Genomic DNA, 21,482 nt, shown 5'->3' with positions numbered 1-21,482 from the left:
ATGCCATGCAAGTATTAAAGAACTTTATGCTACTGGTGTTTGTCTGGGCGGTTGCTGTTTTAATCGTTGCAAGCTGTAGCCATTCCGCTTATGCTGTAGACCTCTCGAAAAATACAAGCGTCACCCCACAGCGTCATTGTGGTTTTATTGTGCCTAAATTCTGCAAAGGCTCTCAATCTTTGCATAAACAGGGCGCAAGCATGACAGCCATGCACACAAGGCTGCAATCCCTCTATGAGGGGATGACACGACAAAATAAGTCATTCGTGGCGAATATGTCGGGCGGTACTTGTATACCGAGAGTGAATCCCCTCACCCTAATTTCTCAGATTAGCGTGAATCTCAACTCAAAAATACAAGGAGGCAATCATGCCTAATCAAATCAATTCTAAAAATACACCTAAAACCTATGATTCAGGTGATATGTACGACATTCAATCATTAGCTCAATATGATATGAATTGGATGCAAACTGCTTTAGAACGTGTACGCCGTGATTTCGTAAGACTGAGTGAACAACTACAAAAAAATAATGGTGTAGATTCAATCTATTTTGATGAGCTTAAAACGGCTTTAGATATGTACTCATACCTTGCCGAAGAACGTCATGCTTATCATGCAGAAACAGCAAAACAATACGAAATAGAATGGAAAGGACAAGGGGGTGACCAATGAACATCAAACCTTCATGGGATACCACTGGCGATTTACTGCAAGCCGTAGACCCAACAGCAGAGCAAATTATATCGGCTTGTCTGAAACTATCACCAGAGGATGCCAAGCATTTACAGCATGACATTATTCAGCGTTTCGGCAGTCCATTGCAGCCGATCTATGTCGATGAATCGAGTGTCGAAGTAAACGGCGTAAACTATGAAAATCCGTTAATTCTGCCGATCTATGATGAGCATTTAACGCTTGTTCAATGTGCCGTATTACAAGATGGTCAATCTATTTCTGTTATTCCCGATGGATTAGCAAAAGGCTTTGCCTATTATGGCGAACTAGATAAAGACAAACCGATTATCATCACCTACACCCTTGAGGCATTTTTTAAAGTTGCTCAAACAGGTTATGCGGTTGTGTTGGTTATCTTGCCAAGCCTATGTCATGCCAAACAAACTGAACTTAAAGCCTTTGACTTTGAGCAAATCCAATTTGTGATAAATCAGCTTTCAAAGTCAGGTTTTGTCAGGTTGTTTATGCCTGTCAGACCTGAATATATACAGCTTGAACCATTCCAACAGCTCCAACATAACACTAAAGTCCGTTTATTGAACCAGTATCTCAAGATAGACCAAAACGAGTATTTCATTGAGCTATGCAAAGATGAGCCAGTGCAAGAAGTCACCGCGTTTTTTGATGAAGCCTTTGAGCAATTACCTAAACTTGATCCACTCCCCAAAGGACATTTAGCCAAGCCCTACCGTTATGCTGATGGTTACTTTCATATCTTAGAGACTGGCGTATTTTTTGTTGAAAAAGATAAAAGTGGCAATGAATACAAGCGATATGTGTGTAGTCCAATTTTGGTAAAAGCCAAGACCAGTGACAGAACCTCAAATGACTGGGGGCGTTTACTGGTATGGACAGATGATGCAGGCATCGAGCATCGTTGGGCGGTATCTATGGAGCTATTTCAAGGCGATGGCGTAGACTTGAGAAAAGCCCTAGCCCATCAAGGCGTAACCATTGCACCAGATCGAAAAGCGCGAGAGCTATTCCAATGTTATCTGATGACTTATCCAGTGACTACAAAAGCCTTATGTGTAGATAGTGTCGGATGGCATGGTGATGTGTATGTATTGCCCCATCAAAATATAGGCGCACAGGATGCCGATAGTGTGGTTTATCAGGCTTCACATGGACTGGATAACCGCTATCAGCAAGTGGGAACATTAAGTCAGTGGCGTGATGATATAGCCAAGCCAGTACAAGCCCATAGTAAGCTTGTGTTTTCCCTATCGACTGCCTTTGCAGGGCAATTGCTCAAACCACTGGGACAACAAGGTAAAGGCTTTCACCTGAAAGGCACATCATCAAAGGGTAAAAGCACTGCCCTTTATCTGGCATGTTCAGTCTGGGGCAATCCCAAGACCTTTTTTAGAACATGGAAAGCCACAGGCAACGCCTTAGAGCATACAGCACACCTACACAATGATGGCTTTCTGGCACTGGATGAAATTGGAGAGATTGCCAATCCCAGAGAACTAGGCAATACCGTGTATATGCTTGCCAATGGACTTGGCAAAGGACGCATGAGCCGACAGCTTGCCATGCGAGAGCTGAAACGATGGGATTTAAATTTCCTTTCTAATGGTGAATGCAGCCTCAAAGACATCATGCAAGAGAACGGACAAAAGACCAAACTAGGGCAAGAAATCCGTTTGATTGAGATTGATGTCGATCAAGCCCAGTATGGTGTATTTGATTGTATCGACTTTGCCGAGGATGGAGCAAAACAATCCAACCTTTTAAATGAGCGTGTACAAGAGGTTTATGGCGTTGCAGGTGTGGCATGGCTCAAATACCTGACCACCAACAAAACCGAGCGCATACAGCAAGCCAAAGCCCTTTTTGAGCAGTATCAAACAAAGCTTACATCTAATCATACACAAGGGCATATCAACCGTGTAGCAAGTTCCTTTGCACTGGTCGCCGTTGCAGGTGAACTAGCAACACAAGCAGGCATTACAGAATGGAAAGCAGGCACGGCGTTTAGATCGGCGCAACAGGTATTTGATGTGTGGCTACATAACTTTGAATATCAAGGCGACTATGCAGAGCGTGAAATACTCTCTCAAGTGAAAGCCTTTTTTGAGGCGCATGGCTCAAGTCGTTTTGAAAACTTAATTACCTCAAGACATCCTGATGGTGAAATTATCCGTCCGCGTATTCTCAACCGTGTTGGCTACTATGACCAAGACAATAAACAATATCTTGTGTCGTCCACGATGTTTAAGAGTGAGATATGTACAGGCATGAATGAGAATACCGTTAAGCAAACTTTAAAAAAATATGGTTGGCTTGATTGTGAAGATGGGCGGTACACCAAGCGAGTGAGCAGCAATTTACCTGATGGAACACGCCCGACCATGATGCACTTCTCAAGTGTGGCAATGAGTATATTTAACTGATTTTTTTCAGGAATAGCCTATTTGTGAGTGTGACAACTGTGACAGGTGTGACATGGTTTAATAAGATATTGTTTTATATGTTTATTTAATCCCTGATTCTTGTCACAGTATTCATTTTTTTGGTGTGTCATGGGTGTGACAAGTGTGACAGATGATCTTGATCTATGGAGTTTGTCACAGTTGTCACAGTTATAAAAATCAAGTGTGACATGGATTTTTAAGCCCATGAGCCAATAAAAACAATTACTTATCTTGTTTGTCACAGTTGTCACACCTGTCACAGTACAAGAAGTATATAGCCGTATAATTTTAAGAGATAGAAGAATGCCAAACGTCAACAAAGTGATTTTAATGGGTGTTCTAGGTCGTGACCCTGAAACAAAACAATTTCCCAATGGTGGAAGCGTTACCACATTCAGCCTAGCCACATCCGAGCATTGGAAAGACAAAACCACCAATGAGCGCAAAGAGGTCACAGAATGGCATAGAATCGTCACCAGTAACCGATTGGCTGAGATTGCCAGTAAGTATCTCAAGAAAGGAAGTAAGGCGTATATTGAGGGTTCATTGCGTACACGGAAATGGAAAGATCAAAACGGCATAGATCGAGAGGTAACAGAGATTAGGGCAGATGTATTGCAGTTGCTTTAAAAATGAAGCTCCCCATTTTTGAGGAGCTTTTTTACTGTCAAATTGACCGATAAAAACGCCGTAAACTTTGCTATACAAGCATTTTTATATTTAGGTTGACGACACGTACTAAAATTAAGCATTAAATCCCATTCAAACCCATGTACAGAAAGGCTTTAGCCCTTTTTAGTAAATCCCCATTCTGTCCACCTACGTCAACCTAAAAAAGTGCATTTCGTATCACTACGTATCACAAAATGAATAGGAGTGTATTTTTACTTACCCTTACATCACACCTCTTTCAATAGCTTTAAAATAGGCTTAAATGTACAGGGCGCAAGCTTTTCGTTTAATTTGACGATAAGCCATTTCGTAAGACTACGTAAGACAAAAAAAACTCTTTACAAGGATATAAAAGTTACCTTGACAAGTCACCAGTAGAAAATCCTTTAAAATAACTTCAAAGCTATATGTGACATGGTATATCGCTATTTAATAGTTGTTTGATTCCGTCAAGGTACGTCAAGGTAAATCCGTATAACAAGGTATAACAAATTTAGGGTTTAAAATCCCTCAATAAACCGTTACAGCAAAATAGTAAAATCAAAAAAAACATGCGGGCGCGTAGTAGTTCTAAATTGCATAGAATCTCAAGTTTTATCAAGTTTAGTTTGCACTATTAAGCCTTTGATCAATCCATTGACTTACGCGGTTTAAATCTCTTTTTATAGGAGTGCAAGTGTTGTATCTATCTGGCTAATCATGGCTTGCCAGTCTTTATCCAATTGCTTTGACCATTGCACTAGATCAGCCTCGAATTGCTCAGTATCAAAGGGTTCAAGTTTTATTTCCTCAAATGGCTGTAGCTCAAAACTTAATATACCCATGTATTCACCTCTTTTTATAGGACGGGAAATTGAATCTTAATACTAACTTTTACTAAGCAGCAATGCAGTATTTTGTAGTCGTCCAGTTTTGGATTAACCTTTGAAAACAAAGCAAAACGCAAAAATCCGCATTCTAAATGCTGAAATCAAATAACAGGTTTTGACAGGTTGTGATTTACCCCCTTACAGATTCCAATAAAATCTTGCCGTACTGATACCTAGAAAATCTTAATTCAATTGGTTGATTAAGGTCAGCATTTTAAATGCGACCCTACATAGGGTTATTTTGAGATTCAACTTTTTTCAGCTTTTGAGCCTTAACATTTCTTAGCAACTGGCATTAACACACTTAACATCAAACTTTAGATTTTAAGTTTCCAACATCTGCCGATAAGCCTTTAGAAATAAGGTGTTATAAGGTTCATGGCTTTAACTTCATTTTAACTTTTAACAAAATGGGAAATTTTTTTATACGTGGGGTGATGGGTGGTGTCCATTGCATGATTGAACCTAAGAATTTCATCCCCCCACTGGGTTAGACTTCAAAATGCCTTTAAGGGGTAAAGCTTGTTCTTGTTTACAACATGGCATAAGGTTTCATTAAGTTGCAAAAGGTTTCATATGGAAATATAATTTAAACCTAATATGAGGGCAGCATGATGACTTACACAGCAGTAAAGATCGACAGCGACATCGTAGAATCAGCAAAAGTCTATGGTATGGCTGAAAGCCGAAGCGCAACTAAGCAAGTTGAATACTGGGCGAGAATTGGAAAGATTGCACAAGATAACCCAGATTTAACTTTTGAGGATATTACAGACTTATTGTTAAGCATGGCACAAGTCAAAGCAGGAAATACGACACCATATAATTTTGGGTGACTAAATGGATATTCAGCAATCCCCATTATTTGAGCGTGTTGTTAAAAAGCTTACTCGTCAGCAAAAGAAAGACGTAGATCAGGCTGTAATGGCTATTTGTGAAAATCCAAATATAGGCGAGGCAAAAGTAGGCGACCTAGCAGGTGTATCAGTTTATAAGTTCAAAATGGATAAACAGCTTGTATTACTAGCTTATTCGGTGAATGATGAAACTGTAACTTTGTACTTGCTGAAATTGGGAAGTCATGAGAATTTTTATCGAGATTTAAAACGATAATTCAAAGGTAGCAGCAAGTAATCTGTATCCCTATTTGTATCCCTTGTTTTTTAACCTTAGTACATATTATTTATATTCAATAACTTAACTTTCGAGTTCAATTGTCGCCACCCCAAAATTCGATTCGGAGCAATCCGATGAAATATAAAAAAGTCTTTAAGTTCAATACTTAAAGGCTTTTTTATTTGGTTGTTTGTCCGATGCAATTCGACATAGTTTGACTACATTTTTGCTTTCTGTGGGTTAAAAATGGGTTAATTTATCCATCTTATCCCCATCGAATTTGGTTGACTCAAATAAAATTTCTGGATTTTATCAATTTCTACTTCATGCTTATCGATTTAAAAGCCAGTCAAACGCTTGGTAAAAAATGTCTGACTTTCTTTAAATACAGGAAATCCTTTTTATTAATTCTGATCTCCACACGATAACGGATTGTTCCATGCTTAAGTTTTCATTGTGGTATAGTACCCGCAAAATTTACACCATAAAATTTGCGCCTTTATGGCTCAAAGGTGGTATAGATTCTAATTGAAACGGTGCAAATTAGGCCTGAATGGTTGCAAATAATTTAGTATCAACATCAACATATATGGATGATTTTTAATGATTAAATCAGACAAAATTGAAAATACTAAAAATTTCAGAATTAGTGTTGCGCCGATGATGGATTGGACAACCCGAGACTATCGTTTTTTTGCACGACTATTTAATCCCAATATTGTGCTGTATACCGAAATGGTAACGACAGGCGCGATTATTCATGGCGATGCTAAACGCCACTTAGATTTTAATTCACAAGAGCATCCATTGGTCTTACAACTCGGTGGTTCAAACCCTCAAGATTTAGCAACCTGCACAAAAATGGCCGAAGATTGGGGCTATAACGAAGTCAATCTAAATATTGGCTGTCCAAGCGATCGTGTCCAAAATAATAAAATTGGCGCATGTCTAATGGCTGAACCTAACCTTGTTGCTGAATGTATTGATCAAATGCAAAAAACTGTCAGTATTCCCGTGACAGTCAAACATCGGATTGGGATAGATGATATGCAGTCTTATGACGAAATGCTGCATTTTGTAGATACTATTGCTGCAACTGGTTGTACGCATTTTGTAGTACATGCTCGCATTGCGATTTTGCAGGGTTTATCACCTAAGGAAAATCGTGAAGTTCCTCCATTACGCTATGAAGATGTCTATCGTTTAAAACGTGAACGTCCAAATTTGACCATTGAAATTAACGGTGGCATCAAGACTTTTGAAGAAACACAACAACACCTGCAATATGTAGATGGCGTCATGATTGGTCGTGAAGCCTATCATAATCCTTATTTACTTGCGGAATTTGGACAATTCTGGAACTTAGACTTGCCAGATCGATTTAACATCATGCAACAGATGATGCCTTATATCGAAAAACGTTTAGCCGAAGGTGCGCCTCTTTCGATTATTACTCGACATATTTTAGGTTTATTTCAAAATCTTCCAGGTGCACGTAAATGGCGACAAGCCCTGAGTGGTGGTAATGCCAAGTCGCTCACCGATATTGAAAATGCTCTACTTAAGATTCAAGAAACTATTCAACGATCAGAAGAATCTCAGCAAGAACAGCATATATAAGTGTTTTAAAAGCCTTTGTCATGTAATGCTGAGGGTAGAATATTAATTTTCTAAGGGCTGTACTAGATTCGCGATGTGCTAATCTAGGAAAATGAAGCTAACCAATTGTAAATTAAATAAGAAAATTCAATTAAAAGGCTATTTGCATTACTTGGTTGAATTTAACTTGTTAAGTGCTAAGTTTCTAATATCTTCGCTTTCATCATTTAAGAAGTATTCAGCCATTTCAGGTAGTTCAACCAACACGTTTTTGCGAATTTTAGAGTCTAGGTCAGTTTTTAGTTTTGATGCAAAAGATTTGTCTATATCAAAACACAATAATTTAATATCAGCCGATTCATCGTTGATAAAGAGTTCAGCTAGATTTTTATGCTGATACAGCGCATTCCATCTAACTTTTAAACTTTTGTCATTTACATACTGTCTAGCACACACCTCCCATTTTGCACACCACTCTCGTACAAAGTCAGAAGAATCATTCATTAATTTCAAACCATATTCTTCACTTTTCACAGCAACTACAGCACGAACATAGTGATGTGTATCGTTTAAAAGTACATCTGAAATCTTTGTTGAAGCATATATACAGGAAGCCCGAACATCAGGACTTTTATCATTCATTAACTCATGTGCAATTAACTTGTTATTTTTAGCCGCTCTCATTCGCACATCATCACATTGACTATGAGCCATAACAACCAAACTACTAGCCCACTTCGCGCAACCGACATCAAAAAATTCCCAAAAATCTTCATTGTTTTTTAATACTTCAATGAATTTTTGGTGTGAGTTTGTAATTGTGGAAAATTTTTTAGATATTTCTTCATCATTACAGATGCCTTCAAATAACCCTTGATGGTATTCCATAAAGTCATCATAACTAAGGTCTTGGCAAATCATATCAATATAAAATGGCACATCTGCAAGTTTCATTTTCAAAGGCTTGTGGAGTATATTATCTACATAATACCTACAATCATGGCATGAAAAAATAAGCATATAAGTAAAAAATCAAATTAACAACTCTCAACCTTGAATTGCAAATAGCCAATTAAAATTGCTAAAGTTTTTCATGCTTGGTGTAACTGCAAGAGCTGCTGCTGATAAAATGATTGTTTTGGGATTATTAAAGCATAATGGAAAGCTCTATACCGCTGTTGTTTCAGACACTTAATCCAGTACTAAATGCCTGATTTTCGTTTTGAAATATGACAAAATATTCAACGATGTCCTTCTCTTGATGGAAGAGGGCTTAAATGCAACTTTAAAAAAGAGCTTACTGTCTAATCTTAAAACTTTTGCTCAATCGTCAATATAACATTGGGAATTAATCTATTGATTCTGGCTTGATACAAGCTGTCATCAGGTTGATTACCTAAATATTGCTTATAGTCTATGCCTAGAATATTTCTTAAGCTGAAGATAGCATCCTAATTATGACTAAAGTTTTTAGAAAAAATAATATTCTTATTCTATGTGTAATAAATTTTGCTCAGCATAAAATGTAATTTAGAAGGAATTCCAAACAGCAACAACGAGTTGTCTATAGATGTAAAATGTATTTATCATCACTTACATTGATTTTAAGAAACTAAAAGTTAAGATTTTTATTAGCTAAATTATCCATAATAGTGCATTAATTGCACTAAAGTGAGGCGCCTCTGAGTGATCTATTTTTTGAAAAAGTGCTCAATAACGGAGTATCAAATATTCTAAGGACTTGGAAAAGTAGAAAATTTAAAAATAATTTCTAGTCTGGCATAATCATTGCTTAAGTTTGATTAGAGTATAAGCTGTCAACATATTGATTTATTCATTATGTGGGTCATTGCTCTAAGCGACATGTATTTTCCTTGCGAAAATAATGATGTTGTTTAGCGTGGCTCAATTGAATGTTCGACCCATTTTCATGACATTGAGTCACATCATTAAAGTTCCTTTTTTAATGTGAGTGACAAGCATGAACAGTTTAAATACCAATACCGAATTTTCTCTAGAAGAATTAAAAAAAGAATCCGTGATGGGCGTGATGGGAACTGAAACCCAACGTGAAGTACGGATTATCGACCTCAGTGATTTTGAAAATCGCAAATATGAAATTGCCGATCAACTCTGGAATGCAGCGGTTGAGATTGGTTTTTTTCAAGTTGCCAATCACGGCATTCCGCAAAAAGAGATTCAGCACGCATTTGGTTTGGCAGAACAATTTTTTGCTTTGCCACGCGAAGTTAAAGCGCAATATCCTCTCAATCGTAATGCAGGTTGGGAAAGCAAGGCACAAATTCGTCCATCTACTAAAACGCCAGATCAAAAAGAATCTTATCAAATCACGCGTCCCCGCATGAGCAACTTATGGCCAACACAACAAGAACTGCCAGATTTTAAAGCGCAAGTATTGAATTTTGAAAGCCAATGTTGGTCGGTAGGCATGAAAATTCTGTCTTGTTTTGCTTATAAAATGGGTTTTTCTGAAGATTTCTTTACTTTGGCGCATGATCCATCTAAAGAAACCTATCAAAGTACCTTACGCATGCTGCATTATTTTACTGTCGATCCTGCGCTTAAAGATGAACTCGGTTTGTGGCGTGCAGGTGCACATACCGATTTTGACTGCCTAACTTTATTATTCCAACAAAAAGGACAAGGGGGTTTACAGGTTTGCCCAGGCAAGGAAATGGAAAATCGTGCATGGACTTCGATCGAGCCACGTGAAGATTTAATCACGTGTAATATTGGTGATATGTTGATGCGTTGGAGTGATGACGTTTTACCATCCAATTTCCATCGTGTAAAAAATCCAGCGGATCATGAATATCAAGGTGCACGTTATAGTTTGGCTTTTTTCTGTCAAGCTAATGAGGATGTATTGATTCAAAGTCCTCAAGGCAAATATCCTGACATTACTGCAAAGGATTATCTGGCGCAGCGGATCAGTGCCAATTTCTCTGGCAAATATTGATTGATCGTAGCGAATGAAAAAAAGTAGCCCATTAAGCTGCTTTTTTCATTTGTTTTTTTGAGGCTAAACAATAAGAAAAGCATTGTCATCAACATATCGATCTTGTTAGCATCGATTGAGATTTTCCATTACAAGTGTCTGTTATGTCTTCGGGGCAACAAGTTTTAATTAAACTCAGAAAAATGATTATTGCAGGTGAACTCGAAGGTGGCAGCCGTATTGCGGAAATTCCAACGGCTGAAATGCTTGGGGTCTCTCGGCAGCCTGTGAGAATGGCTTTTCGCTTGCTTGAGCAGGAAGGACTGCTGATTAAGAATCCAACCCGTGGTTATATCGTGCGTGAAATTTCGGATGACCTTATACAGGATGCTTTGCAAGTTCGTGGGGTGCTTGAAGGTTTGGCTGCAAAAACATTGGCAGAAAAGGGAATAACCGAGGAGCAGAAAAAAACCTTAAGTCATTGTATTGAACAAACTGAAAAATTATTTGAGGGCAAAACTGAATTTGGTGACGAAGAACTGGAAAGCTATCATCACTGGAATGTTATTTTTCACGATACGGTTATTCAGGGGGCAGGCAATATCGCTTTAACACAGGCTTTGGCGAAAAATAATCAATTACCAATGGCCTCTGCACAAGCATTGACCTATGACCAATCTCGTGCATTATCTGAATATCGCCGTCTACATTATGCTCATTTACAGCATTGTTCTATCTATGATGCTTTAGTTCAACGTCAGGCAGGACGTGCTGAAAGTTTGATGCGAGAACATAGTGCTGTCGTGATGTTAGGCGAAACAGTCAAACATATCTTATCGACATGACTTTGAAAAAACTCCTACACATGGGCTTGATGAAATGTATAGGAGAAAAACAGCAAAGTTTTAAGCCAGATCAATCACCAGTGTTTTTGATTTGGCGCGTGAACAGCAGGGGGTAAATTGGTTATTGAGAGAATGCTCATCATCAGTCATAAATACATCACGATGATCAGGTGTGCCTGCTATTACACGGGTGATACAGGTTCCACAAACGCCCTGTTCGCACGATATTGGCACTTCAAAACCATTTTCCAGTAAAGCCTGAGTGGCAGTTTGATGTGGATGAACTTCGATTTTACGAACTGAGCCAAGCACTTCAATAGTAAATGCCTCATTTTCACTTTGATCTAACTGTTGTGCGACAAAATGTTCCTGATGCAATTGCTCACTTGACCAACCTGCCTGCTCGGCTGAATCCATCACAAACTGCATAAAACCCGTTGGACCACAGACATATAAATGTCGTTGTGTTGAAACCTCTTTTAGAACATCTTGCATATTACACTGAGTTTCTGGCTGATCCTGAATATGAAAATGGATTTGATTTGGGAAATGCTCAGTCAAATTGCCAAAAAAGGCGATCATTTCATGGCGACGTACAAAATAATGTAATTCAAAAGGAATGTGTTGTTGTCTCAGACGATAGGCCATGGAAATAATAGGCGTAATTCCAATGCCACCTGCAAATAAAACAGCTTGCTGAGTTTCAGGATGGATTTTAAATAAATTGCGCGGTTTACCAATGCTCAGTCGATCACCTTCTCGATATTCGGTATGGATGCAACGTGACCCACCACGTGAATTTACATCATGTAAAACGCCAATCACGTAACGATGGGTTTCACTACAACAATTGGAAAGTGAATATTGTCGTATTAGTCCATTTTTTAAGTGAACGTCAATATGCGAACCTGCCTCGAAAATGGGCAAAGCGGTATGATTAGCTGAAATTAACTCAAATGCACGAATGTTTGAGGTGAGTTGATGAATTTTATTGATGATCACATCCATGTGCTGTACTCCTTAAATCACGCGAATATTGGGAAATTTTCGGTTTTGGCTATCAGGAGATGGTGGATTTTCTTTGGCAAGCAAGCGATCAATAATTTTACGTGACTGTACCCCGCCTGCATCTATATTCAGCATCAGCAACTGACGTTGAGGATTGCGTAAAATATTTTGTTGCTGTTGTTCCAGCATTTCCAGATCTTCAGTAAAAATCTTACCTTGTCCTTCGCGGATCTGCTCGGTCAGCTCGACATTCTCTGGTTGGAAGTTACGAGCCATTCCCCAGAAATACCAATGCGATGTTTCGGTTTCAGGCGTAATAAAATCCACCACAATCGATGATACTTTTTTGTCTTTGGCTGCATGATAGCCACCGTGACCTGCATGTGCGACGCCTACTTCGATATGAACATTACTTGGCGCAAAAAAATGACAGCGCTGCCAACGGTCTACTGCTACATCATCTGCTAGCTGGTTGCCACGCAGTGCCATTTGCCAAAATGGAGGGGCAGATACATTCTCCATATAACGTTCGGTAATGACATGATCACCATCGACTTTAGTAACGGGCAACGCTTCGTCAATTTCTTTTTGACCAATACTGCTCGAATGTACATAGGTTTCATGGGTAAGATCCATGAGATTATCAATCATGAGGCGGTAGTCACATTGAATATGAAATAAGCCACCGCCATAGCTCCACTCTGGATGATCTGCCCATTCTAATACAGGCAAATCAGCTTCATTCGCTAAAGTTTTTTCACCTGGCCAAACCCAGATAAATCCCATTTTTTCTACGACAGCGTAAGATTTATTGCATGGAAAACCTGTTACACGCTGTGCGGGCATGGATATGGTTTTACCTTCGCAGCCCATGACCAGACCATGATAGCCGCAAACCAGATTGCCATCTTCGACATAACCTAAAGATAAGGGCGCACCCCGATGTGGACAGAAATCCTCAACCGCAGCGACTTTATTTTCTTTGCCTCGATAGAAAACAATTTTTTCTCCACAAATGGTACGACCAAGAGGCTTATCCTGAATATCCTCAGGACGGCAGGCAACATACCAAGCATTTTTTATAAACATGTGTGACGACTCCTTATCACTTATTGGATCCAATTTATTGGGTTTGAAAATTGCCGTCAAGTGCTTAAATACAGACTTATTCAATTTTTATTATTTATATTATTGTAATTAAATAAAATTTATTTTTTATTGAAAATGATTTTAAAACTGTTTTTTCTCCACTTTGTGCTTTTTTTAGAATTTAAATAAAATAAAATTTTTAAACTTTATTTTTATATATTTAACAATATATTATCATAATTTTTCGTTTGTAAGAGATTAGATTGTTACGATGATCGCACAAAAAATATCTTAAAAAATTGATTTTATGGATCCAGTAATGTATCAGTATGCATATTGAGCAGGATGCTCCAAAAATAGATGAATTCTATTTTTGTAATCAAATTATTCCTTCTAGGCAATTATGGATACGGATATGCATAATCACCCAGCATCTCATTACAGAATGTCGCGTGTATATCTTGTCCATATTGGGAGATATGCAAATGGAAAGAGATGTTCTAGGTGAAATTAATCAAAATCAAATGAGCCGCTATCAGTGGTTTGTTATTACGATTTGTCTTTGTCTTAATATTATCGATGGTTTTGATGTCATGGTTATGGCATTTACTGCGCCATCAGTTGCCGCTGAGTGGTCACTTTCAGGTGCGCAAATTGGATTGTTGTTGAGCTCTGGCTTGTTTGGTATGGCAGCAGGCTCCATCTTTTTAGCTCCACTTGCCGATAGAATTGGCCGTCGATTATTGATTTTAATCTGTTTGGTGATTGCGGGATTAAGCATGATCGCGTGTGCATTTGTACATAGTCATAGCTTGCTGGCAGCGCTTCGTTTCATTACAGGTATTGGCGTAGGGGGGATTCTGGCAAGCAGTAATGTATTGGCCAGTGAATATGCGAATACACGTTGGAGAAGTCTAGCCGTCAGTTTGATGTCAACGGGCTATGGAATAGGCGCAACATTGGGTGGAATTTTATCACTTGTTTTAATTGAGCATTTGGGTTGGCGTTCAATTTTTATGGCAGGTGGTTTGACCACGATTTTTATGCTGTTGGTGAGCCTATGGCTATTACCTGAATCAATTGATTATTTATTTGCAAAAAAACCAAAACAGGCATTAGAAAAGGTAAATGCGGTCATGCAGCGGATGGGTTTATCGACGTTGTTGGTTTTACCACACTATGAAAAAAGTCATAAAAATAAAGGCGGAGAAATTGCCAAGCTATTTCAGGGTCAACTTGGGTTTCAAACTTTTTGTTTATGGGGCGCTTTTTTTATGGTGATGTTTGGTTTTTATTTTGTGATGAGCTGGACACCTAAAATCCTAATTTCAATGGGGATGTCGCCAGATCAAAGTGTGAGTACGGGTATTTTAATTAGTATTGGTGGAATTTTTGGTGCAGCGATTATTGGTTTGCTCGCATCGCGTATGAAAATTTTCTATGCCTTAAGCTTATTTTTAGGATTGACTGCTGCCTGTATTTTCTTATTTGTCGCAGTCTCTTCTCAAGTGGGAATTGCGCTCATCGTTGGCTTATTACTTGGCACACTGATTAATGGTTGTGTCGCTGGTTTATATTCAATTTCTCCAACCATTTATAGCGCCGATATTCGTAGTCGCGGAGTGGGTTATGCGATTGGTTTTGGTCGTATTGGGGCGATTTTATCTCCAACCATTGCGGGGATTTTTCTGGATCAGGGCGTAGCTCCTGCAACTTTATATGCGTATTACGGCATTGTTTTTATTCTGGCAATCTTTCTGATTCTAAGTTTGGGTAAGGCATTTTATCGCCAGCAAAAAGCTCAATCTTATTCCATAAAAACATTAGCTTAACCTCATAAGAAATTAAATTGTAGAGATTAAAAATGACAAAGACATCCTTATGGGTGGGGATTTGCTTGTGCCCATTATTTGCCCCATGTACTCATGCTGAATTCATTGCAGATAGCAAAGCTGAGATCACACTTCGAAACTTTTATTTCGATCGGGATTATAAAAAAGACCCGTATCCCTATACTGCTGCCCGTGACTGGGCACAAGGCCTGATTTTTAAAGGGCAATCGGGCTATACCGAAGGCACCGTTGGCTTGGGGGTTGATGTACTGGCAATGGCAGGTTTTAACCTGCTTGGTCATCATGCTGATGATTACGCACGAAGTGGTTTGTTACAGGTAAATTCCGATAATACACGTGATGATTATTATGGAAAAATAGGGGTTACTGCAAAAGCAAAATATCGCCAAAATGAATTGTTTGTGGGGGATGTGGTTCCTTTACTGCCCACTATTTTTTCGTCCCCTGCAAGGCTTTTTCCACAAACGTATCGTGGTGTTCGTTTCCTATCGGCTGAAATTCCAAATTTACAGTTGGAAGGCTTTTATGTGGATGAGGTACGCCAGCGTGATTCAACACGTTATACCGATGTGGGTATTGATAATATTAATCATCGTTTTGACAAGGCTGCAACGACAGATCATTTCTATAGCATCGGCGGAGCCTATCAGTTTAAGAATTATCGGGTTCGTGCTTATCAGGCAGAACTTCAAAATATTTATCAGCAGCAGTTTTTCGGATTTAATGGCAAACAAGCGCTGAATGATCAATTAAATTTTCTAAGTGATGTGCGTTTTTTTAACAGTGAAGATACGGGGTCACGTAAAGTTGGTAATGTCGACAATCAACATTTGAGCGGTTTGTTTGGTTTGAACTATCAAAATCACACTGTTTCTTTAGGTTATATGCAGGCTTTTGGTTCAACAGGACTACCATTTTTATCAGGCACAGAAAGTCCCGTCGTTCTGGATTTTATGAGTTCAGATTATTCCAATAAAGATGAAAAAGTCTATTCGATTCGTTATGAATATGATTTTAAAGATGCACGGATAGGAGATGTTTCTTTAAATGGTCTACGCTTTATGACGCGTTATGCCAAAGGCGAGGATATTGATTTACTGAGTTATGGGGATCAGCGTTTTAAGGAGGACTCACTCGAATTCGATTTAGGCTATCGCATTCCAGAAGGAAAGTTAAAAGGACTTGGGCTGCGAGCTCGTTTTTCTCATTATCGTAATGATATGCCTACGAATATGGTATTTCATTCAACCAATGAAACTCGTTTGAATGTGGATTATACATTTAAGTTTTAATTGATTTACATTAGTTTTTTAATTGAATGAAAAAATAAGCTCATCTAAAAGTGAGCTTGTTTTTTTAAGTATGTATTATACACGGTTTGCAATGGAGGGATTCCATGCAACGTAATTATAGATCCAGTCGGCATTTCTCTGTTGTTTCATCCATTGTTTACCATGCGAAACCAGTTAAATTTGTGTGGTTCATTGTTGAGGTGGTTTTTTCAAAAATTTTTAAAGTTGTTTGTTCTTTACATCTAGCAAATTGGATTAAGAAGCACTGCATCTTCAATCGCTATACCTGAACGCACTACTTTGTCCGATGAAATACTTAGATTGAAATAAGTGTTTATATTTAAAGTGCAGTTTCTTATATGAAACGAAATTTATAATGATGCTGATTTGGATGAAAGTCAACTTTATAAAAACTCTTACAATGGAAGGGTTTAGGCAGTGTTTTAAAATATTTTTAAGCAATAACAGAATATTTTTATAAATGGCAATCCTTTGCCTATTATTTTAATAAATAAATTTAGAGATTTTATTTGCAGTATCAATGACTTGATTTGCAATGACGTGTTTAAAGGTCTGTTCATCATAGGTGGTGATCGGACAACTGACCGATAGTACAGCGACCATATCTTTGGAGGATTGACGATAAATGGGTGCTGCACAGGCTGCCATATCGTTATTGTAATGTCCCCAACTCACCATGGATGATTGTGTTTTGACATAGTTTAAACGTAATAGCAATTCTTTTAGATTTTTGGGAGTAAGGTCGGAGAAAGTATCCCATTCATTAAATTTACGATAACGCTGACGAATTTCGGTCTCAGGTAAATTGGATAAAAGTAACTGACCAATCACAGTCGCATGCGCAGGCCAACGTGTACCTAAATTAATCGTACTGGTAAAAGGCCCACTCGATTGAATGTTATTTACAAATACAATATGAGTCCCTTCCAAGATTGAAAGATGAACTGCGATTTTGGTTTGATCACGTAGTTCTTTCATTAGTGGCGTTGATAAATCCAGTAACGAAAGTTTAGATAAACTGTTAAAACCAAGCTCCATGACTTTTGAATCTAAAGCATAAGTTTTCTGTGAAGCTTTACGTAAATATCCGCAGGATTCTAGGGTATAAATCAGGCGAAATGCACTAGAACGGTTCACATCCAGAATTTCAGCAATTTCAGAAATGGTCATTTCCTGAGCTTCCTGATTAAACGCCTGTAAGATTGCTAAACCTCTGACAAGGCCTGGAACCAAATAACGGTCATCGTTTTTTGTGATTTCAGCTTCTTGTACATCTTCTTCAATGACTAAGCTCATTCGATAAAAATTCCTAAAAAAGAAAAGGGTAATATTTGGTGCACACTGCTTTATTTTAGAACTATTGTAATGATATCGGATGCATAAAACAATGTTTATATATAAAACCAAATTTCCCCAATAAAACGTAATAAAATATTAGTAATTTATTAAGTATTTGAAATATATTAATTTTAATTTATTGACACAAAAAGCAAATGAGGATTATTCTTTGTTAGTGTTTTGAAAATCAAATAAAGTTTTATATATAAAACAGTATCGAGGGCTCAAACGATGAGTTGGATTTCAGTTTGTGGCATTGATGATGTCTCGGAAGACGAACCAAAGGCAGTAGAAGTCAATGACAAAAAAATAGGTGTATTTGTCATCGATGAAAATTATTTTGCGATCGAAAATGTCTGTCCACATGCTTTTGCATTATTGACAGAAGGATTTATCGAGGATCAGACCGTTGAATGTCCATTGCATGAAGCTATTTTTGATATCCAGACGGGTTCGCTCATGAGTGGTCCAGGATGTCGTGACCTATGTACTTATCCAGTACGTGTAGAAGGTCAAGACATACAGATTCAACTGTAATGGATAGAAGGAATTCACCATGAAACAATTTAATGAAAAACTGGAAAACTGGATCAATGCGACACCTTCTAGGGATGCTGGCATTAATAATATTCAGATTCCTGGACAAGTTGAACATTTGGTCTGGCAGACTCGCTACAAAGTGCCGACCGTTTACGAACAGGACTTTGTTCAGCATCTAATAAGAGCTTTTGGAGAAGGGATGACTGAATTGAATGATTTGGTCAACGCATTAAACCAACAGGGTTTTCGTCGTGAGTCAGGTGAAGTCTGGACCATGCAGAGCTTTACAGAAGAAATGCAGCGTTTGGGTTACTAAGTTCAGGGAAGACAATAATGAATGCAATTTATCAACAAGCTCCAAGTACTGAAGAATATCTTGATTTAGGTTTACGTGATCAATGGTATCCAGTTCTCGCCAGTTGGGAAGTCAATGCAAATCCCGTCGGGATTACTCGTTTAGGCGAAAATATTGTGGTTTGGCGCGATCAGGATGGTCAACTACATGCGCTTGAAGATCGCTGTCCGCATCGTGGGGCACGCTTATCATTAGGCTGGAACTTGGGCAATCGCGTGGCATGCTGGTATCACGGTGTTGAAGTCGGCGGTGATGGTGTAGTGGTCGATGTACCTGCTGTACATGACTGTCCAATGAAAGGCAGTGAGTGTGTAAAAAGCTACCCAATCATTGAAAAGCATGATGCCATTTTTATTTGGTTTGGTATTGATGCAAATGAACCACCTACTGAACTTGAATTTCCTGAGCAGTTAGCCAGTACAGAATGGAGTTCATTTTTATGTCAGGCCGACTGGAAAGTCAATCATCAATACGCCATCGATAACGTGATGGATCCGATGCATGGCACCTATTTACACTGTACTTCGCACTCCATGGCAGAGGGTGAGCGTACTGCGGAAATGAAACACCGTAGTACTGAAAACGGATTTATTTTTGAAAAAGAAGGTCAAACGGGTGTCAATTTTGACTGGGTAGAATATGGCAATACTGGAGCAAGTTGGTTACGTCTTTCTATTCCGTATCGTAAAGAATTTGGTCCAGGTGGGGTGTTTTGGATTGTCGGTTTTGTGACACCAATTGACGCCAACAATACCCGCGTATTCTTCTGGCGTTGCCGTAAAGTCAGTGGTTGGCAACGTAATGTTTGGCGTTTCCTATACCGCAATCATTTAGAAAAATTGCACTGGGATGTGTTGGAGCAGGATCGCATTATTTTGGAAAATTTGGCACCAAATGCGCGTTCTAAAGAGTTTCTTTATCAACATGATGTTGGTCTATCTCGTCTGCGTCGTTTAATGAAAAAAGAAGCAGAGAAGCAATTGAAAAAAATTGCAGTGCTAGATACTTCATCTTTGACTGAAACACCATAAGGATTGTGGCTATGACCATTCATACATTACTGCAAGGTAAAAAAATCATGGTAACAGGAGCTGCGCGTGGCTTAGGTTTGGGCTTTGCTCAGGCGATTGCCAAAGCGGGTGCAACCGTTGTCATGGCGGACATTCTGACCGAACTGGTTGAGCAAGAGGCAAAGCAGTTACAACAACAGGGCTTGGGTGTTCACGCTGTTGGGCTGGATTTGTCTCAACCTGAATCGATTCGGTCAGCTGTTCAATTTGCAGCAGATAAACTGAATGGTCTGGATGGTCTAGTGAATTGCGCAGCACTCGCATCTGGTGTGGGTGGCAAGGATTTAATGCAATACGATCCTGATCTGTGGGATCGAGTCATGACCGTCAATGTCAAAGGCACGTGGTTGATGGTTCAAGCCTGTGTTCCGTATTTGAAACAGTCAGGTGCGGCCAAAATTATCAATGTCGCTTCAGATACTGCGCTTTGGGGCGCACCTAAACTCATGGCTTATGTCGCAAGTAAAGGGGCGATTATTTCCATGACGCGTTCTATGGCACGTGAACTCGGTGAGTTTAACATTTGTGTCAATACTATTTCTCCAGGATTGACCTTAGTTGAAGCAACAGAGTATGTCCCACAAGAACGTCATGACCTTTATGTTACAGGTCGAGCGATTCAGCGTCAGCAACATCCACAAGATTTAAATGGCACAGCTTTGTATCTACTTTCTGAACTGGCATCTTTTGTCACAGGGCAGAATATCCCAGTCAACGGTGGTTTTGTCTTTAACTAGGAGCACATAACATGATTACAGGAATCGAAGTTTTAAAGTTTGGGGTTGAAGACAAAGCTGAAGCAATCAAGTTTTTATCTGATTTTGGTTTGTCAAAACAAACAACAGATATTGAAGATACTGAACTGTTTCAAACCCAAAATGGCAGCAAGATTTATTTATTTGATATCGCAGATTCACGGTTACCTGCTGCGATTGAAAATGGTTCAACCCTTCGTGAAGTGACGTGGGGTGTAGACAATGATCAGGATTTAATCCAATTTGCTGAAAATTTAAAAGATGTAGAAGGCTTTGTACAAAGTGCAACACAGGTGCAGTGTCGAGATCCAAATGGCATGACGATTGTTTTTCAACATTCGATTACCAAAGATGTACCTGAACAAAAAACTGAAGGTATTAATCAGTACGGCAATATCCAACGTGTTAATGCAGCTAGCCCTGTTTATGAAAAAGGTGAACCAATAGCAATTGGTCATGTGGTGTTCTTCACGCCAGATTTAGCTGCAACAGAAAATTTTTATAAAGAAAAATTAGGCTTTCATTTATCAGATGCCTATTTAAATCGTGGTGCTTTCCTGCGTTGCCGCGCAGAGGGTTTCCATCATGATTTATTCTTGCTTTCTATCCCGAATAAACCAGCAGGTCTGAATCATGTTGCTTTTGTGGTACGTGATATTCATGAAGTGATTGGCGGTGGTTTGAATATGAATCGTTCCGACTGGTCAACTTTTATTGGGCCAGGTCGTCATCCTATTTCCTCTGCTTATTTCTGGTATGTCAACTCACCTCTAGGTGGTGCATTTGAATATTACACCAATGATGACTATTTGACTGAAGAGTGGCAGCCGCGCGTTGAAGAGCATCGTTTGGAACTGTTTACCGAATGGGCGATTGAGGGTGGTCTAGATCATGATACTCGTCGTCAGATTAAACCCATTCAAGGCTAAGGTTTAGGTAGAAG

The 21,482-nt window shown here is 38.8% G+C and carries 20 protein-coding genes and 1 pseudogene; 16 read left to right on the top strand and 5 right to left on the bottom strand.

The annotated features are described in order from the left end of the window. Positions 1–5: 5 nt before the first annotated feature. The 4 genes and pseudogenes from F944_RS11720 to ssb form a co-directional block, all read left to right on the top strand. Positions 6–377: a hypothetical protein gene (locus tag F944_RS11720; RefSeq protein WP_004990821.1), complete on the top strand. Its 372-nt coding sequence runs from the start codon at positions 6–8 to the stop codon at positions 375–377. After that, a complete protein-coding gene (locus F944_RS11715; RefSeq protein ID WP_004990819.1) occupies positions 370–675 on the top strand; it encodes a hypothetical protein in 306 nt (101 codons plus the stop codon). The genes F944_RS11720 and F944_RS11715 overlap by 8 nt, the downstream gene beginning before the upstream one ends. Continuing rightward, positions 672–3,137: a DUF927 domain-containing protein gene (locus F944_RS11710; RefSeq protein WP_004990817.1), complete on the top strand. Its 2,466-nt coding sequence runs from the start codon at positions 672–674 to the stop codon at positions 3,135–3,137. Before F944_RS11715 ends, F944_RS11710 begins: the two co-directional genes overlap by 4 nt. Positions 3,138–3,461: 324 nt before the next feature. Beyond that, positions 3,462–3,785 (top strand): annotated as a pseudogene (ssb, locus tag F944_RS11705) (single-stranded DNA-binding protein); the annotation flags it as partial. A 707-nt stretch (positions 3,786–4,492) separates the two neighbouring features. Here the strand turns inward: ssb and F944_RS16990 are convergent. Further along, complete coding sequence (locus tag F944_RS16990; protein ID WP_004990813.1) at positions 4,493–4,654, bottom strand: hypothetical protein; 162 nt, start codon at positions 4,652–4,654, stop codon at positions 4,493–4,495. A 659-nt stretch (positions 4,655–5,313) separates the two neighbouring features. Here F944_RS16990 and F944_RS11700 point away from each other — a divergent pair. The 3 genes from F944_RS11700 (at position 5,314) to dusA (ending at position 7,435) form a co-directional block, all read left to right on the top strand. After that, a complete protein-coding gene (locus F944_RS11700) occupies positions 5,314–5,535 on the top strand; it encodes a TA system antitoxin ParD family protein (RefSeq protein ID WP_010588785.1) in 222 nt (73 codons plus the stop codon). Between the two features lie 4 nt (positions 5,536–5,539). After that, on the top strand, positions 5,540–5,812 hold the full coding sequence (locus F944_RS11695; RefSeq protein ID WP_004990809.1) for a type II toxin-antitoxin system RelE/ParE family toxin: 273 nt from the start codon (positions 5,540–5,542) through the stop codon (positions 5,810–5,812). 606 nt (positions 5,813–6,418) lie between these two features. Continuing rightward, on the top strand, positions 6,419–7,435 hold the full coding sequence (gene dusA / locus F944_RS11690; RefSeq protein ID WP_004990807.1) for a tRNA dihydrouridine(20/20a) synthase DusA: 1,017 nt from the start codon (positions 6,419–6,421) through the stop codon (positions 7,433–7,435). A gap of 147 nt (positions 7,436–7,582) precedes the next feature. Here the strand turns inward: dusA and F944_RS11685 are convergent, their stop codons facing one another. After that, positions 7,583–8,368 carry a HEAT repeat domain-containing protein gene (locus F944_RS11685; RefSeq protein ID WP_004990805.1) on the bottom strand — a complete coding sequence of 262 codons (786 nt, stop codon included), beginning with the start codon at positions 8,366–8,368 and terminating at the stop codon, positions 7,583–7,585. Between the two features lie 1,027 nt (positions 8,369–9,395). Here F944_RS11685 and F944_RS11680 point away from each other — a divergent pair. Further along, a complete protein-coding gene (locus tag F944_RS11680; protein WP_004990803.1) occupies positions 9,396–10,394 on the top strand; it encodes an isopenicillin N synthase family dioxygenase in 999 nt (332 codons plus the stop codon). Positions 10,395–10,537: 143 nt separating this feature from the next. After that, positions 10,538–11,218, top strand: a complete 681-nt coding sequence (locus F944_RS11675) for a GntR family transcriptional regulator (protein ID WP_004990801.1) — start codon at positions 10,538–10,540, stop codon at positions 11,216–11,218. A 60-nt stretch (positions 11,219–11,278) separates the two neighbouring features. On the opposite strand, the gene F944_RS11670 is transcribed toward F944_RS11675, so the two are convergent. Together F944_RS11670 and F944_RS11665 are read right to left on the bottom strand one after the other, a co-directional pair. After that, complete coding sequence (locus F944_RS11670; RefSeq protein ID WP_004990798.1) at positions 11,279–12,226, bottom strand: PDR/VanB family oxidoreductase; 948 nt, start codon at positions 12,224–12,226, stop codon at positions 11,279–11,281. A gap of 12 nt (positions 12,227–12,238) precedes the next feature. Next, the gene (locus F944_RS11665; RefSeq protein ID WP_004990795.1) at positions 12,239–13,315 is read right to left on the bottom strand and encodes an aromatic ring-hydroxylating dioxygenase subunit alpha; all 1,077 of its coding nucleotides are present in this window, start codon (positions 13,313–13,315) and stop codon (positions 12,239–12,241) included. Positions 13,316–13,800: 485 nt separating this feature from the next. On the opposite strand from F944_RS11665, the gene F944_RS11660 reads away from it, so the two are divergent. Further along, entirely contained in the window at positions 13,801–15,147 is a 1,347-nt protein-coding gene (locus F944_RS11660; RefSeq protein ID WP_004990793.1) for an MFS transporter, read from the top strand. Positions 15,148–15,179: 32 nt separating this feature from the next. Then, positions 15,180–16,460 carry an OprD family outer membrane porin gene (locus F944_RS11655; protein WP_004990790.1) on the top strand — a complete coding sequence of 427 codons (1,281 nt, stop codon included), beginning with the start codon at positions 15,180–15,182 and terminating at the stop codon, positions 16,458–16,460. A gap of 504 nt (positions 16,461–16,964) precedes the next feature. Here F944_RS11655 and F944_RS11650 read toward each other — a convergent pair. After that, positions 16,965–17,777: an IclR family transcriptional regulator gene (locus F944_RS11650; RefSeq protein WP_004990787.1), complete on the bottom strand. Its 813-nt coding sequence runs from the start codon at positions 17,775–17,777 to the stop codon at positions 16,965–16,967. Positions 17,778–18,050: 273 nt separating this feature from the next. Here F944_RS11650 and F944_RS11645 point away from each other — a divergent pair, with 273 nt between their 5' ends. From F944_RS11645 to F944_RS11625, 5 genes are read left to right on the top strand one after another with little or no spacing between them, the layout of a single operon-like run. Beyond that, entirely contained in the window at positions 18,051–18,356 is a 306-nt protein-coding gene (locus F944_RS11645) for a non-heme iron oxygenase ferredoxin subunit (RefSeq protein WP_004990784.1), read from the top strand. Positions 18,357–18,375: 19 nt separating this feature from the next. Continuing rightward, positions 18,376–18,675 carry a recombinase-like helix-turn-helix domain-containing protein gene (locus F944_RS11640; protein ID WP_004990782.1) on the top strand — a complete coding sequence of 100 codons (300 nt, stop codon included), beginning with the start codon at positions 18,376–18,378 and terminating at the stop codon, positions 18,673–18,675. Positions 18,676–18,692: 17 nt separating this feature from the next. Next, the gene (locus F944_RS11635) at positions 18,693–19,745 is read left to right on the top strand and encodes an aromatic ring-hydroxylating oxygenase subunit alpha (RefSeq protein WP_004990781.1); all 1,053 of its coding nucleotides are present in this window, start codon (positions 18,693–18,695) and stop codon (positions 19,743–19,745) included. A gap of 11 nt (positions 19,746–19,756) precedes the next feature. Further along, the gene (locus F944_RS11630; RefSeq protein WP_004990778.1) at positions 19,757–20,521 is read left to right on the top strand and encodes an SDR family oxidoreductase; all 765 of its coding nucleotides are present in this window, start codon (positions 19,757–19,759) and stop codon (positions 20,519–20,521) included. Between the two features lie 11 nt (positions 20,522–20,532). Further along, positions 20,533–21,468, top strand: coding sequence for a VOC family protein (locus F944_RS11625; protein ID WP_004990775.1), 936 nt, complete (start codon positions 20,533–20,535; stop codon positions 21,466–21,468). The last annotated feature ends 14 nt before the right edge of the window (positions 21,469–21,482 follow it).

Origin of the sequence: Acinetobacter ursingii DSM 16037 = CIP 107286 (genome assembly GCF_000368825.1) — a bacterium.
Lineage (GTDB): Bacteria > Pseudomonadota > Gammaproteobacteria > Pseudomonadales > Moraxellaceae > Acinetobacter > Acinetobacter ursingii.
Note: the sequence above shows the minus strand (reverse complement) of the source record. Positions and strands in the feature narration are given on the sequence as shown.

Excerpts from the sequence above, each read along its gene's own strand:
- F944_RS11720 (WP_004990821.1), top strand. The coding sequence starts at position 6 with ATGCAAGTATTAAAGAACTTTATGCTACTGGTGTTTGTCTGGGCGGTT.
- F944_RS11715 (WP_004990819.1), top strand. The coding sequence starts at position 370 with ATGCCTAATCAAATCAATTCTAAAAATACACCTAAAACCTATGATTCA.
- F944_RS11710 (WP_004990817.1), top strand. The coding sequence starts at position 672 with ATGAACATCAAACCTTCATGGGATACCACTGGCGATTTACTGCAAGCC.
- F944_RS16990 (WP_004990813.1), bottom strand. The coding sequence starts at position 4,654 with ATGGGTATATTAAGTTTTGAGCTACAGCCATTTGAGGAAATAAAACTT.
- F944_RS11700 (WP_010588785.1), top strand. The coding sequence starts at position 5,314 with ATGACTTACACAGCAGTAAAGATCGACAGCGACATCGTAGAATCAGCA.
- F944_RS11695 (WP_004990809.1), top strand. The coding sequence starts at position 5,540 with ATGGATATTCAGCAATCCCCATTATTTGAGCGTGTTGTTAAAAAGCTT.
- dusA (WP_004990807.1), top strand. The coding sequence starts at position 6,419 with ATGATTAAATCAGACAAAATTGAAAATACTAAAAATTTCAGAATTAGT.
- F944_RS11685 (WP_004990805.1), bottom strand. The coding sequence starts at position 8,368 with ATGAAACTTGCAGATGTGCCATTTTATATTGATATGATTTGCCAAGAC.
- F944_RS11680 (WP_004990803.1), top strand. The coding sequence starts at position 9,396 with ATGAACAGTTTAAATACCAATACCGAATTTTCTCTAGAAGAATTAAAA.
- F944_RS11675 (WP_004990801.1), top strand. The coding sequence starts at position 10,538 with ATGTCTTCGGGGCAACAAGTTTTAATTAAACTCAGAAAAATGATTATT.
- F944_RS11670 (WP_004990798.1), bottom strand. The coding sequence starts at position 12,226 with ATGGATGTGATCATCAATAAAATTCATCAACTCACCTCAAACATTCGT.
- F944_RS11665 (WP_004990795.1), bottom strand. The coding sequence starts at position 13,315 with ATGTTTATAAAAAATGCTTGGTATGTTGCCTGCCGTCCTGAGGATATT.
- F944_RS11660 (WP_004990793.1), top strand. The coding sequence starts at position 13,801 with ATGGAAAGAGATGTTCTAGGTGAAATTAATCAAAATCAAATGAGCCGC.
- F944_RS11655 (WP_004990790.1), top strand. The coding sequence starts at position 15,180 with ATGACAAAGACATCCTTATGGGTGGGGATTTGCTTGTGCCCATTATTT.
- F944_RS11650 (WP_004990787.1), bottom strand. The coding sequence starts at position 17,777 with ATGAGCTTAGTCATTGAAGAAGATGTACAAGAAGCTGAAATCACAAAA.
- F944_RS11645 (WP_004990784.1), top strand. The coding sequence starts at position 18,051 with ATGAGTTGGATTTCAGTTTGTGGCATTGATGATGTCTCGGAAGACGAA.
- F944_RS11640 (WP_004990782.1), top strand. The coding sequence starts at position 18,376 with ATGAAACAATTTAATGAAAAACTGGAAAACTGGATCAATGCGACACCT.
- F944_RS11635 (WP_004990781.1), top strand. The coding sequence starts at position 18,693 with ATGAATGCAATTTATCAACAAGCTCCAAGTACTGAAGAATATCTTGAT.
- F944_RS11630 (WP_004990778.1), top strand. The coding sequence starts at position 19,757 with ATGACCATTCATACATTACTGCAAGGTAAAAAAATCATGGTAACAGGA.
- F944_RS11625 (WP_004990775.1), top strand. The coding sequence starts at position 20,533 with ATGATTACAGGAATCGAAGTTTTAAAGTTTGGGGTTGAAGACAAAGCT.